The sequence below is a fragment of the Mesorhizobium sp. M0715 genome (genome assembly GCF_040320355.1).
In the GTDB taxonomy this organism is placed as follows: Bacteria; Pseudomonadota; Alphaproteobacteria; order Rhizobiales; family Rhizobiaceae; genus Mesorhizobium.
On the sequence record NZ_JAMYPL010000052.1, the window covers coordinates 1 to 11,801 of the forward strand.

General features: G+C 58.7%; 10 protein-coding genes and 4 pseudogenes. 6 read left to right on the top strand and 8 right to left on the bottom strand.

Annotated elements, in window-relative coordinates; genetic code table 11:
* Window positions 1-162: 162 nt before the first annotated feature.
* The 4 genes and pseudogenes from NKI21_RS31800 to NKI21_RS31815 all read right to left on the bottom strand — a co-directional run.
* Window positions 163-581 (bottom strand): annotated as a pseudogene (locus NKI21_RS31800) (class II aldolase/adducin family protein); the annotation flags it as partial.
* 143 nt (window positions 582-724) lie between these two features.
* Entirely contained in the window at window positions 725-1,711 is a 987-nt protein-coding gene (locus NKI21_RS31805) for an NADPH:quinone oxidoreductase family protein (RefSeq protein WP_352869212.1), read from the bottom strand.
* Window positions 1,712-1,917: 206 nt separating this feature from the next.
* Entirely contained in the window at window positions 1,918-2,724 is an 807-nt protein-coding gene (locus tag NKI21_RS31810; RefSeq protein WP_352869215.1) for an enoyl-CoA hydratase-related protein, read from the bottom strand.
* A gap of 205 nt (window positions 2,725-2,929) precedes the next feature.
* The gene (locus NKI21_RS31815; protein WP_352869217.1) at window positions 2,930-4,153 is read right to left on the bottom strand and encodes a CaiB/BaiF CoA transferase family protein; all 1,224 of its coding nucleotides are present in this window, start codon (window positions 4,151-4,153) and stop codon (window positions 2,930-2,932) included.
* A 465-nt stretch (window positions 4,154-4,618) separates the two neighbouring features.
* Here NKI21_RS31815 and NKI21_RS31820 point away from each other — a divergent pair, with 465 nt between their 5' ends.
* The gene (locus tag NKI21_RS31820) at window positions 4,619-5,572 is read left to right on the top strand and encodes a beta-keto acid cleavage family enzyme (RefSeq protein WP_352869219.1); all 954 of its coding nucleotides are present in this window, start codon (window positions 4,619-4,621) and stop codon (window positions 5,570-5,572) included.
* A gap of 32 nt (window positions 5,573-5,604) precedes the next feature.
* Here NKI21_RS31820 and NKI21_RS31825 read toward each other — a convergent pair whose 3' ends face one another.
* Window positions 5,605-5,835 carry a hypothetical protein gene (locus NKI21_RS31825; RefSeq protein WP_352869221.1) on the bottom strand — a complete coding sequence of 77 codons (231 nt, stop codon included), beginning with the start codon at window positions 5,833-5,835 and terminating at the stop codon, window positions 5,605-5,607.
* A 170-nt stretch (window positions 5,836-6,005) separates the two neighbouring features.
* Here NKI21_RS31825 and NKI21_RS31830 point away from each other — a divergent pair, with 170 nt between their 5' ends.
* From NKI21_RS31830 to NKI21_RS31850, 5 genes are all read left to right on the top strand, one after another.
* Entirely contained in the window at window positions 6,006-6,704 is a 699-nt protein-coding gene (locus NKI21_RS31830; RefSeq protein WP_352869224.1) for a CoA transferase subunit A, read from the top strand.
* Window positions 6,705-6,719: 15 nt separating this feature from the next.
* Window positions 6,720-7,349, top strand: coding sequence for a 3-oxoacid CoA-transferase subunit B (locus NKI21_RS31835; RefSeq protein ID WP_352869226.1), 630 nt, complete (start codon window positions 6,720-6,722; stop codon window positions 7,347-7,349).
* A 61-nt stretch (window positions 7,350-7,410) separates the two neighbouring features.
* Complete coding sequence (locus tag NKI21_RS31840; RefSeq protein ID WP_352869229.1) at window positions 7,411-8,595, top strand: acetyl-CoA C-acetyltransferase; 1,185 nt, start codon at window positions 7,411-7,413, stop codon at window positions 8,593-8,595.
* A 16-nt stretch (window positions 8,596-8,611) separates the two neighbouring features.
* Complete coding sequence (locus NKI21_RS31845) at window positions 8,612-9,106, top strand: UPF0262 family protein (protein ID WP_352869231.1); 495 nt, start codon at window positions 8,612-8,614, stop codon at window positions 9,104-9,106.
* Window positions 9,107-9,434: 328 nt separating this feature from the next.
* Complete coding sequence (locus NKI21_RS31850; protein ID WP_352869233.1) at window positions 9,435-10,790, top strand: Glu/Leu/Phe/Val family dehydrogenase; 1,356 nt, start codon at window positions 9,435-9,437, stop codon at window positions 10,788-10,790.
* Window positions 10,791-10,846: 56 nt separating this feature from the next.
* Here NKI21_RS31850 and NKI21_RS31855 read toward each other — a convergent pair.
* The 3 pseudogenes from NKI21_RS31855 to NKI21_RS31865 form a co-directional block, all read right to left on the bottom strand.
* Window positions 10,847-10,939 (bottom strand): annotated as a pseudogene (locus NKI21_RS31855) (YaiI/YqxD family protein); the annotation flags it as partial.
* Window positions 10,940-11,003: 64 nt separating this feature from the next.
* Window positions 11,004-11,572: pseudogene (gene gfa / locus NKI21_RS31860) on the bottom strand (S-(hydroxymethyl)glutathione synthase).
* Window positions 11,573-11,638: 66 nt separating this feature from the next.
* Window positions 11,639-11,801 (bottom strand): annotated as a pseudogene (locus NKI21_RS31865) (S-(hydroxymethyl)glutathione dehydrogenase); the annotation flags it as partial.

Consider the following 11,801-nt stretch of genomic DNA (forward strand, 5'->3'; position numbering starts at 1 on the left):
GCGCCCAGACGCTGACGATCAATCGAAGAAACGGTGAGCAATATTCCTGTGCGCATGCGCCAGACTCGCATGCGCACTCACAAAAGGGAATCCCCAGCCGGACTCTTATGTCAGGCGTAAACCACTAGGAGGGCACCGTTAAGTTGTTGGGAAGAGGCGCATACGGTCGAAGAACATCGCCGAATTCTGGTTCGGCGGCAGGCGAGAGTCCGCGAGCGATGCCAGCACCGTCGCATTGATCGAGTGCACATGCATGAGGCAGCGCGCGTGGCGGACATTGCGATGGATGGCGCCGTGCAGGCCCCACGCCGTCGGGTCGGGCGCGTTCGGACCGGAGAGCGTGTCGGGATCGTTGGCATCGATCATCAAAAGGTCGCTCGCCTTGATGCGCGAGAAATGCACCTGGTTGGGGTTCATCAGGAACTGCGTGCCGTCATCGTTGACGGCCAGCGAGAAATGGTTTGCCACCGCCTCGTGCATGTTGAGCCGCGCCGTCCAGCGGAAGGCACAGGCGAGATCGACGCGCTCCTCATAAAGGGCAGGTTGGTCAGCGTTTCCTTCTGCAGACGGGCAATGCTCATCGAAAATTCTCCGGTTTTGGCAAGAATGCCGTGACCAGCGTATGCCCGCAACCGGTTTTGGTTGGTGCAGGGATGGCCATTTCAGGCTGCCGTGCTGGTGACGGTGGTGGAGCGACGGCCGGTCGCACCGTTCGCATGCCGCTCTAAATCACGACCACCACTTTGCCCATGGCCTTGCGGGCGGCGAGATGGCCGATGGCGTCGGCGCCGCGCGCAAGGGGAAAGCGCTCGGAGATGTGCGGCTTGATCATTCCGGCGGCATACAGCTCCAAAAGCTCCTTGACGCTCTGCTGGCTCACCGCCAGATCACGACCGTTGTCGAGGACTCCGACAATGGCGAATCCTTTAAGGAGCGGCAGGTTCAAAGGAATTCGTGGAATGCCGCCGGCGAATCCGACCACCAGGTAGCGCCCCCCCCAAGCCATCGAGCGCAGCGCCGCCTCGGCGTAGTCGCCCCCTACAGGGTCGCAGACCAGGTCCACGCCATCTGGAGGTACAGCCTGCTTGAACAGCGCGGAGAGCTCTTTCAGTCCCTCGCGGTCAAAGGGCCCGCGTGGATAGACAATCCCCGACTCGGCCCCTCGAGCCAGTGCCAGGTCCACCTTCTCCTGCGATGACGCAGCCGCAATTACCCGTCCGCCCATGGCCCGACCGAGCTCCACTGCCGCCAGGCCAACGCCGCCAGCCGCGCCGAGGACGAGGAGGCTTTCGCCGGGCGTCAAGCGGCCGCGGTGCTTCAAGCCGTAGTAGGAGACCCCGTAAGTGTAGAAAAACGCTGCTGCCTCGTCGAAAGGCATCGTGGCTGGGATGTGAATCAAGTTTGCCGCCTTGATGGTCATCTCTTCAGCCATGCCGCCGAAGTTGGACATGCCTAGTACCCGGTCACCTGGCTTAACATTAACAACACCCGCGCCAACTTCCTTCACCACGCCCGAGATCTCTCCGCCGGGCGCAAATGGCCGGGGAGGCTTGAACTGGTATTTGTCCTCGATCATCAGCACGTCGGGGTAGTTGACTCCCACTGCCTTCACTTCGACCACCGCAAACCCAGGCGCGGCCACCGGGTTGGGCAGGTCCTCCAACACCAAGGTCTGCGGCCCCCCAGCTGCCTTGCTCAACAGCGCCTTCATGAACTTATCCTCGCTTTGTCTTCACCCGCATTTCGGGGCACGGCAACCTGATGTATTGCAAAGCTAATATTAATAGACTTTCGTCTAAATCTTCGGAACGTAAGTTCGGGAGGTGACATGTTCATCCTAAAATTTCGTAACTCTCGAGACTTACTTGCCCTGAAAGTTAGGCTTTCTTTCTCCCAAAAGGCTCCGGGGCCTTCTAATTACCGGCCGCGCCACTGGGGTTTACGCTTTTCCAAAAAGGCACGAGGTCCTTCGAGACTATCCTCGGACTTCTCTAAAGCCCTGTATGCTTTCAGTTCACTTGGTGGATTCCACGCTACTGCATATCCATCCTTTGCAGATAGGTGGGATGTATGACGCATGATTTCTTTAAGGCCTTCAATGGCGAGCGGGGCAGATTCACAGATCCTCTCGGCATGACGGATCGCCGCAGCCAAGGACTCTCCCCGCGGAACTACCTCATTCACAAGGCCCCATCTAGCGGCCTCAGTCGCCGAGATCGGCTCACCGGTCATCATAAGGTGCATTGCAATGTTGTACGGCATACGCCGGTGAAGCTGGATGCCCGCAGCCACAGGAAGAACCCCGATCCGGGTTTCCGGGAGAAGAAAGCGCGCATGTTCGGCAGCTACGATCATGTCACACGCAAGCGTGATCTCGAAGCCTCCACCCGCTGCGGAGCCATTGACCGCGGCTATCACCGGCTTCGTCAAGCCCCAAAACTCCGCTATACCACCAAACCCTCCGGGGCCGTTACCAACCTGCGGGTCATAATAAAAATCGGCGCTTACGCTTTCGCCGGCCTCCTTCAAATCCCAACCGCCGCTGAAGATGCGATCCCCGGCACCTGTAAGGATCGCTACCCGTAGGGCGTCGTCTTCCTGGAACGCTGCAAATGCAGCATAAAGCTCCCGACTCGTACGGTAAGAGATTGCGTTGGCTGGCGGATTGTCAATCGTTACAACAAGTATTTGTCCGTGTCGCTGAGTGCGTACTAGCGCGGTCATGGCGGTATCCTTCGAGTTAGTGCTTATTACTTGCCCTAGCGTAGCAGTTGTCAGATGGTTGCTGGCTTGTCGCAGCCACCACACGTGGAGTTCATTCCATTCCACGTTCCGGTGTTCATTACCTTGATCTTATCTCCGTTCTTTCGTGATCTGCTGATAAGCAAGCCATAAAGAAAGATAATGACCGCCGACCCAAAGGGTTATCCTATTTAGACTTATTCCATTTTTCCTGGAGTTTTCCGATCTCGTCCACACTCAGGCCGTACTGCGCTAGGACCTCGATATTGTGCTCACCACGGTCGGGAGCCTTCCTCATCTGTAAAGGCGTCTTGGACAAAATATGCCAGGGTCCCCGTGCCCGTATCGTCTTGACTCCGCGCGCCTGCATACTCGTCGGTGCAGGGACATCGGTTATGGCACCTCTGGCCAAGAGGTGTTCATCCGCCACGGTATCCCCGATTGAATTAACCTTGGCGCAGGGAACACCGAATTTATCCAGCTTCTCCACTGCGACATTGATGTCGTCAAAGCTCGCCACCCAGTCCTCGATAATGCCATGGAGAAGGGAAGCGTTCTTCATTCTCGACGACTCGGAGTCTGATCTCGGGTCGGTGATCAGGTCCGGGCGCCCCATAGCTTGGCAAAGCAATCTCCAGAGCTTTTCATTATTGGCGGCGATTTCACAATATTGATTTCCCTTCCCGCGATATGTCCCGGCGCCGGGAGAAACGGTAAATCGACCCACTCTTGTTCTATTAATACTGATACCCAAAGTAGTGGCTTCTGCAACTTCTTCAAACATATCAATCATACTGAACGCAGTGCCAACAAGTGAGACATCGATATGCTGGCCTTCCCCGGTCTTTTCGCGGTGATACAGCGCGGCGCATATCGATCCAAACGCGTTGATGCCAGTAGAGTGGTCGAGCATCGAAATGCTAACCCTTGTAGGGGGGCCATCAGGCTGACCGGTCATATCCATCAAACCGGTGTATGCTTGCGCAATCTGGTCATAGCCGGCATTTGTGGCCTTGGGACCCGTCTGCCCGTACGCAGAGATAGAGCAATAAACAACACTGGGGTTGACTTTAGCTACGGATTCATAGTCCAGCGCGAATCTCCGCATAACTCCGGGCCTGAATGCCTGAAGGACGACATCCGCATCGGCCACCATCTTTTCGATGATCGCGAGTCCCTCCGGGTCGGTCAGTGAAATAGTTACAGACTTTTTTCCGCGATTGAGCCATGTGTACCAGGAGAAGCTTTCAATTACGCTGGATCCCCAACTTCTTGTATCGTCGCCAAATATCGGTCTTTCAATTTTGATTACGTCTGCACCGTAGTCAGCAAGAAGGGCGCTGGATCCTGGACCGGCTACGTTGTTCGTGAAATCCAATACCTTCAGCCCTTCAAATATTCTTTGGCTCATGCTTATAACCATTCCTTAGATTGGGCGAGCGCCGTTCGCTTGCTGATCTTTGATCAGTCTCCTGACAAAGGGCCGTGAGCAATATGCTCTTTCATGGGAGTTTGTCTGACAACCCACGGTCCGTTATGCAGGCTCCCTAATCGTTATGCAGCCCGGCCTATTCACCGAACCCTCCTTCGAGGGTGGTCGGGTTTCGATGCCGGAGCGGCCTCTGTCCGGGGCTCTGAGCGGGATCTGGCGATGGTTGCCGAGATGGTCGCGGCCTTGGGTCTCTTTTTCAGCAGGTTCCGGAGGCGGGCCGGCCTTCCCTGCGCATAACAGCAGGCCGCCCCAAGGTTGACTAATCTTCTCATGCGCCCTGCCAGCATAACGAGTAGTTGAATGTCATAACTCAACAGCGGTGGCGCTGTTCCGGAATTCGATCTTACTGTCGGGCGTCAGCAACACGGGGCTACTTTTATGCCAATGACGCCATTCGGCACTCGCAAGATCATAATCACCTGCGCGGTCACGGGTGGATCAAAATACAATCGCGATCACCCAAGTTTTCCGATTACCCCCAAGGAAATCGCCGACTCAGCCATTGAAGCCGCACGCGCTGGCGCATCGATAGTCCATGTTCATGTGCGCGATCCCGCCACCGGCGCCGCCTCTTACGATGTTGACCTATTCAAGGAAGTTTCTGATAGGATCCGCCAGTCGTCAGACGATGTCATTTTAAACCTGACCTGCGGCGGAAATGCCCGGTTTGTGCCCGACCCCGAAGATGAATCGCGCGCGGCAGTTGGCACAACGGTGGCGCCACCCGAAATTCGATATGCGCACATTGAAGAGTGTCGGCCGGACATTGCGAGTCTCGATGTCACGACATCAAATCAGGGCGATGGCGGCGATGAGTACGTTTACCTAAATACGCCGCGGACGCTACGGGCGATGGCGAGGCGCTTCAAGGAGCTCGGCGTTAAGCCAGAAATTGAGGTATTTGAGGCTGGCGATATCGGCTTTGCGCACCAGTTGATCGCTGAAGGCTTAATCACCGACGACCCGATATTTCAATTTGTCCTAGGCGTGAAGTGGAATGCACCGGCGACGCCCGACACAGTTGCTTACATGAAAGGCTTATTGCCGGAGCGCGCTCATTGGGGTGCTCTCGGGACGGGGCGCAACCAGTACCCGATCGCAGCGCAGTCAGTCTTGCTTGGGGGTAACATCCGCGTCGGTCTTGAAGATAATCTATATCTACGACGAGGCGTTTTCGCCACTAACGGGCAGCTTGTGGAGCGAGCTCGGCAGCTAATCAATATTCTGGGGCATGAGCCGGCGACACCTAAGGAAGCGCGAGATATCCTTGGGCTGCGTGCCAAATGCCCGACCGCTGCTAGGCCGGTGACAGAATTCAGAGTAACGAAGGTGAACTGATGTGGTGAATGCCCCCTCGGCTCGCGTCGCTATTATGCCTGTTTCGCGTCATGGTGGCGCTTAGGGAGGAAGGCAGAACCCAGGTACATATCCTTGCTATCGACCATCGGTGCTTTCGATCGAGCGGACGACAGGCGCAGCGCGCAGCCGTACCCAACCACTCGCAGTTGTTTCACGGCCCCTAAGGTGATGTCGATATGAAGCCGTCCACCGATGAACCGTGCTGCCTTCGCCGCGCCAGCATTCGGTTCATCGAACGGCATAAAGTTTCAACCGCGGGAATAACACTTGTTGCTCGCCTCATCTCTTAATCCACTGAACTGTTCTCCACGTGTACTCAGGAGAATATCCGCGCCTCAAAACGATGAACCGTAGATGATGTGACTGGACAAAGCGCTTTCTTCAACGTGTCTGGCCAAATTAAGGGACTGATATGAGCAAGATCTATTTGAACGCTGGTTCGGCATTGGAGAATCTGTTGTTCGATGGAATGTTCATTGCCGCGGGCGGTTTCGGCCTCTGCGGTATTCCGGAACTGTTGATCGATGCCATCCGCGAGGCTGGCACCAAAGAGCTGACGATCGCCTCGAACAATTGCGGCGTCGACGATTTCGGGCTCGGCTTGCTGCTGAAGACGAAGCAGATCAAGAAGATGATCTCGTCCTATGTCGGCGAGAACGCCGAGTTTATGCGCCAGTACCTGACCGGTGAACTGGAACTCGAATTCAATCCTCAAGGGACTCTAGCCGAGCGCATGCGCGCTGGCGGCGCCGGCATCGCAGGCTTTTATACGAAGACCGGCGTTGGCACGATCGTCGCCGAGGGCAAGGAGCACAAGACCTTCGATGGCCATACCTATTTGCTTGAAACCGCGATCGTTGCCGATCTATCAATTGTGAAGGCTTGGAAGGCGGATAGTTCGGGCAACCTTGTCTTTCGCAAGACGGCGCGCAACTTCAATCCGCCGGCCGCAACCTGCGGCAGGATCTGCGTCGCCGAGGTCGAGGAGATCGTACCCGTCGGCAGCCTCGACCCTGACCATGTTCACCTGCCAGGCATCTATGTGCATCGCCTGATCCAAGGCGTTCACGAGAAGCGCATTGAACAGCGCACAACGCGCGCGGCAGCTTGAGTGGGGGAAAGTTCCATGGGCTGGGATCGGAACCAGATGGCGGCGCGGGCCGCGCGCGAACTTCAGGACGGCATGTATGTCAATCTTGGCATTGGCATTCCGACCCTGGTTGCCAATCACATTCCCGAGGGAGTTCGGGTGACGCTGCAATCGGAGAACGGGCTGTTAGGGATCGGCCCGTTTCCGACTGAGGACGAGATCGATGCCGACCTCATCAATGCCGGCAAGCAGACTGTGACCGCACTACCTCATTCGGCCTTCTTTGACTCGGCGCAGAGCTTCGCAATGATCCGCGGCAGCAAGGTCGCCATGGCGATCCTCGGCGCGATGGAGGTTTCAGAGAGCGGCGACCTCGCCAACTGGATGATTCCGGGCAAGCTCGTCAAAGGCATGGGCGGGGCGATGGACCTGGTCGCCGGGGTGAAGCGCGTGGTTGTGGTCTTGGATCACACCAACAAGGCTGGGGAATCGAAGGTGCTGAAGGCCTGCACGCTGCCGCTGACAGGGCGAGGCGTGGTCGATCGGATCATCACCAACCTTGGCGTGCTCGATGTCGTGGAAGGCGGATTGAAGCTGGTGGAGCTTGCCGATGGCGTCACTGACGACGAGTTCCGCAGCGCCACCGAAGCAGCGATCGTCAACTGACCAGGGGGCACTCCGGCGGGCATGCCCAACCTCTGCAATTTGAACCAGCCAAGGAACGATCATGACCAGCACTTCATCCATCGTCATCGCCAGCGCTGCCCGCACCGCGGTCGGATCCTTCAACGGCAGCTTCGCCGCCACCCCGGCGCATGAACTTGGCGCCGTCGTCATCAGAGAATTGCTCGCGCGCTCCGGCGTCGAAGCAGCCGAGGTCGACGAAGTCATCCTCGGTCAGGTGCTGACCGCCGCTCAAGGCCAGAACCCGGCCCGCCAGGCCTCGATCCTCGCCGGCCTGCCCAAGGAAACCACCGCCTGGAGCCTCAACCAGGTTTGCGGCTCGGGCCTACGCGCCATTGCGCTCGGCATGCAGCAGATCGCCACCGATGATGCCAAGGTGATTGTCGCCGGCGGCCAGGAATCGATGTCGCTGTCGCCGCATGCCGAACATCTGCGCGCCGGCGTCAAGATGGGCGACTACAAGATGATCGACACCATGATCAAGGACGGGCTGTGGGATGCCTTCAACGGCTATCACATGGGCAACACCGCCGAGAACGTTGCGCGCCAGTTCCAGATCACCCGTGACGACCAGGACCAGTTCGCGCTCGCCTCGCAAAACAAGGCCGAGGCCGCGCAGAAGGCCGGCAAGTTCAAGGACGAGATCGTCGCCGTCACACTCAAGGGCAAGAAGGGCGACACCATCGTCGACCAGGACGAATACATCCGCCACGGCGCCACGCTCGACGCCATGACCAAGCTGAAACCGGCTTTCGACAAGGACGGCACGGTGACCGCCGCCAACGCCTCCGGCATCAATGACGGTGCCGCCGGCGCGCTGCTGATGAGCGAGGCGGAAGCGGTGAGGCGCGGCATCACCCCGCTGGCACGCATCGTGTCCTGGGCAACCGCCGGCGTCGATCCGCAGATCATGGGCACCGGCCCGATCCCAGCATCGCGCAAGGCCTTGGAAAAGGCCGGCTGGTCGGTCGGCGATCTCGACCTGGTCGAGGCCAACGAGGCTTTTGCCGCGCAGGCCTGCGCCGTCAACAAAGGCATGGGCTGGGACCCTTCGATCGTCAACGTCAATGGCGGCGCGATCGCTATCGGCCATCCGATCGGCGCATCTGGTGCCCGCGTCTTCAACACGCTGGTCTTCGAAATGCGCCGCCGTGGCGCCAAAAAGGGTCTGGCGACGCTGTGCATCGGCGGTGGCATGGGCGTCGCCATGTGCGTGGAAGCGATGTGAGCCCGAGGACGGTGTGATGACCGCCGGAGAATTCCGCCTCTGCGATGTTTCGCTTGATCGATCTTTCCGCGGTCGAGATGCCCCAGATCGTGAGCACGACCTTGCGATTGGTGCCCTGCTGGAATGCAACACGTTCATTCCACAAGGGCACAGCGGCGGTCCTTATCGTCTCAGGATAGAAGTGGCGGACGAACGCTTGGCTCTCCATATCGCCGACGAAAACGGCGCCCATCTCGCAAGTCACCATCTCTCGCTTACTCCCTTCCGCCGCCTGTTTAGGGACTACACGAGAATTTGCGAGAACTACTACGACGCTCTCCGCCACCCTGGTCCAGAACGGCTGGAGGCAATCGATATGGGCCGGCGCGGCATCCACAACGAAGCTTCCGAGCTTCTGAAAGAGCGCCTCTCAGCGAAAGTGAGCGTCGACAACGACACCGCTCGGCGGCTGTTCACGCTGATCTACGCTCTGCTCGCGCGAAATACGCCTCGGCGCATTCTGTCGAGCTGAAGGTGATGCGAACAAAGCCACGCTCAAAGAGTGCCGAGAGTTGGTTTAGGCCCACGGCTTTGAAAGCCGGACATGGATCAAGAGGGCGGTGGGCTGACACTCATTCCGCCAATCACGAGCAGAAGGAAAAACGTTCGTTGCCTGCAAGGTCAAAACTCCAAACCGAAATCCCGGATGAGAATCCTCTGCAGCGCCTCGAGCATCGCAAGGCGAACTGCGGCAGCAAGCGCATGAATGCGAGTGCCAACGGTCTGGCGGCGAGGTATCAGTGATGCAGGACAATTCTGCCGGCTTTTTGGATAGCGTTGACCAGAACTTCCGCCATGCAATGACGTTCCTCGACTTGCCGGATGGATTGGCGGAGCGGATCATGCAGTGCAACTCGACCTACACGGTGCGGTTCGGCGTCAGGTTGCGCGGCCGCATGTACAGCTTCATCGGCTGGCGATCGGTCCACAGCGAACACTGCGAACCGGTGAAGGGCGGCATTCGCTATGCGTCGAATGCCGATGCAGAGGAAGTCGAGGCGCTGGCTGCACTGATGACGCTCAAATGCTCGCTGGTTGATGTCCCGTTTGGCGGCTCAAAGGGCGCTCTGAAGATTGATCCGTGCGAATGGACGCTGCAGGAGCTTGAGCGCATAACTCGCCGCTTCACCCAGGAACTCAACAAACGTGGCCTGATAGGCCCGGGCGTCAACGTTCCGGCTCCTGACATCGGCACAGGCGAGCGGGAAATGGCCTGGATGATGGACGAGTTTCGCCGGGCCAATCCGACCGATGTGATCAATGCGCGCGCCTGCGTGACGGGAAAGCCGCTGTCGAAGGGCGGCATTGCCGGCCGAACCGAAGCAACCGGGAGGGGCGTGCAGTTCGCCATCCAGAGCTATCTCCGCGATCCGCGAACCGCCGGTCTTAACGGCAAGCGTGATCTGAAGGGTGCCGCCATTATCGTTCAGGGCTTCGGCAACGTCGGTTACCATGCCGCGAAGTTTCTGTCTGAAGAAGACGGCGCACGGGTGACCGTCGTTGCAGAACGGGATGGCTATATTGCCAATGCCGATGGTCTGGCGATAGAGGCGCTGAAGCAGTATCAGGTCAAAACCGGTAGCATTCTCGGTGTTGAAGGCGCCAAGTCGTATCCCGGTGATATGACAGGCATCGAGCAGGCGTGCGACGTTCTGATTCCAGCAGCGATGGAAAATGCGATCCATGCGGGGAATGCCGACCGCATCAAGGCAAAACTCGTCGTCGAAGCTGCCAACGGCCCGGTGACCTTCGGGGCAGACAAGGTTCTCCGCACCCGAGGGGTCACCATCCTGCCCGATCTTTACGCCAATGCCGGCGGCGTGGTCGTCAGCTACTTCGAGTGGGTGAAGAATCTGACGCATATTCCCTTCGGCCTGATGGAAAGGCGCCGCCGCGAGCGGCGCAACCACACGATTGCCGCGGCGCTCGAACGCATGACCGGGAAGGAATTCCCCGCCGATATCCGCGAGGAGTTCCTCGAAGGCGGCGCAGAAATTGACCTCGTTCGTTCCGGGCTGGAAGACGTCATGCGCAGCACCTGGGCGCGCATCGCCGACCTGATGGAGCAGCAACCGGAACTGAGCGATTACCGAACCGCCGCTTATGTCGCGTCAATCCGACAGATCGCAGATGCCTATGAGGCGATCGGGATCTAACTAACCGGATTGCGAGGCCGGCCTCGCGCCGCGCCAGCCGGTGTTGGCCGCCATTGGGTGACGACAACGCCATGCCGTTCGGCGACCTTCTCGACCTCGGCCTTGACCGAGGCCGCGTCGGCGTCGACGTAAATTACGGGTAAGGGCAATCGAGTCTCCAGTTGTGAAAGGGGCCGGCATTGGCCAGCCCCTTATCTGAAATCTCGGAATTTCTCAGGCCGGAAGCGCGCCAGACTTCTTGGCGGTCCAGGTGGCGATATTTCCATCAGGCCGGGGTTGAGGCAATCGTAGGGTGCGAGCCCGATCGACTTCAGCTGAGCGCGTATGCCGTCCATCCGCTTCGGGTCTACACCGGATTCGATGATCGAGGAGACGAACGCCGCAAAGCCCGGAGGCGACCAGCCGTCCTCCTCGAAGCGCTCGGGATGGATGAAGGACAGGCCCTTGAAGGCATGGTCGCGTTCGACCGGTCCGTGCATGTGGACGCCACAGCCGGTGCAGGCGTGACGCTGGATCAGCGCGCTGGGGTCGACCACTTTGAGCTTGTCGCCGTTCTCGGTGACGGTGACGTCGCCGGTGCCGGCCACGGCAACCACCGAGAACATCGCGCCTTCCGGCTTCCAGCATTTGGTGCAGCCGCAGGCATGGTTATGGGCGATCTGGCCCTTGACCTTCACCTTGACCGGATTGCTGGTGCAGGCGCAGACCAGCGTGCCGCCCGAGAAGGAAGCGCTTTCCTTCGGCAGGCCGTTGTCGATCTTCGGATGCAGTTTCTCCGCCATTCCATTCCTCCCATGTTGTAAACCACAGAGGTCGCAGGCCTGCTGGTCGGCGGCGTGTGGCTTTCCTCAGTAAACGACGACGCTTCGGATCGATTTGCCCTCATGCATGAGGTCGAACCTTTGTTGATGTCCCCAAGCTTCAGCGTGTGGGTGATCATCGGATCGATCTGGATCTTGCCGTCCATGTACCAATCGACAATCTTGGCACGTCGGTGCGGCCGCGTGCGCC

What these genes read in the sequence shown, in the direction of transcription:
- NKI21_RS31810 (WP_352869215.1), bottom strand. Translation starts at nt 2,724, where the DNA reads ATGACCGCGCTAGTACGCACTCAGCGACACGGACAAATACTTGTTGTA.
- NKI21_RS31825 (WP_352869221.1), bottom strand. Translation starts at nt 5,835, where the DNA reads ATGCCGTTCGATGAACCGAATGCTGGCGCGGCGAAGGCAGCACGGTTC.
- NKI21_RS31845 (WP_352869231.1), top strand. Translation starts at nt 8,612, where the DNA reads ATGACCGCCGGAGAATTCCGCCTCTGCGATGTTTCGCTTGATCGATCT.
- NKI21_RS31835 (WP_352869226.1), top strand. Translation starts at nt 6,720, where the DNA reads ATGGGCTGGGATCGGAACCAGATGGCGGCGCGGGCCGCGCGCGAACTT.
- NKI21_RS31850 (WP_352869233.1), top strand. Translation starts at nt 9,435, where the DNA reads ATGACGTTCCTCGACTTGCCGGATGGATTGGCGGAGCGGATCATGCAG.
- NKI21_RS31805 (WP_352869212.1), bottom strand. Translation starts at nt 1,711, where the DNA reads ATGAAGGCGCTGTTGAGCAAGGCAGCTGGGGGGCCGCAGACCTTGGTG.
- NKI21_RS31840 (WP_352869229.1), top strand. Translation starts at nt 7,411, where the DNA reads ATGACCAGCACTTCATCCATCGTCATCGCCAGCGCTGCCCGCACCGCG.
- NKI21_RS31815 (WP_352869217.1), bottom strand. Translation starts at nt 4,153, where the DNA reads ATGAGCCAAAGAATATTTGAAGGGCTGAAGGTATTGGATTTCACGAAC.
- NKI21_RS31830 (WP_352869224.1), top strand. Translation starts at nt 6,006, where the DNA reads ATGAGCAAGATCTATTTGAACGCTGGTTCGGCATTGGAGAATCTGTTG.
- NKI21_RS31820 (WP_352869219.1), top strand. Translation starts at nt 4,619, where the DNA reads ATGACGCCATTCGGCACTCGCAAGATCATAATCACCTGCGCGGTCACG.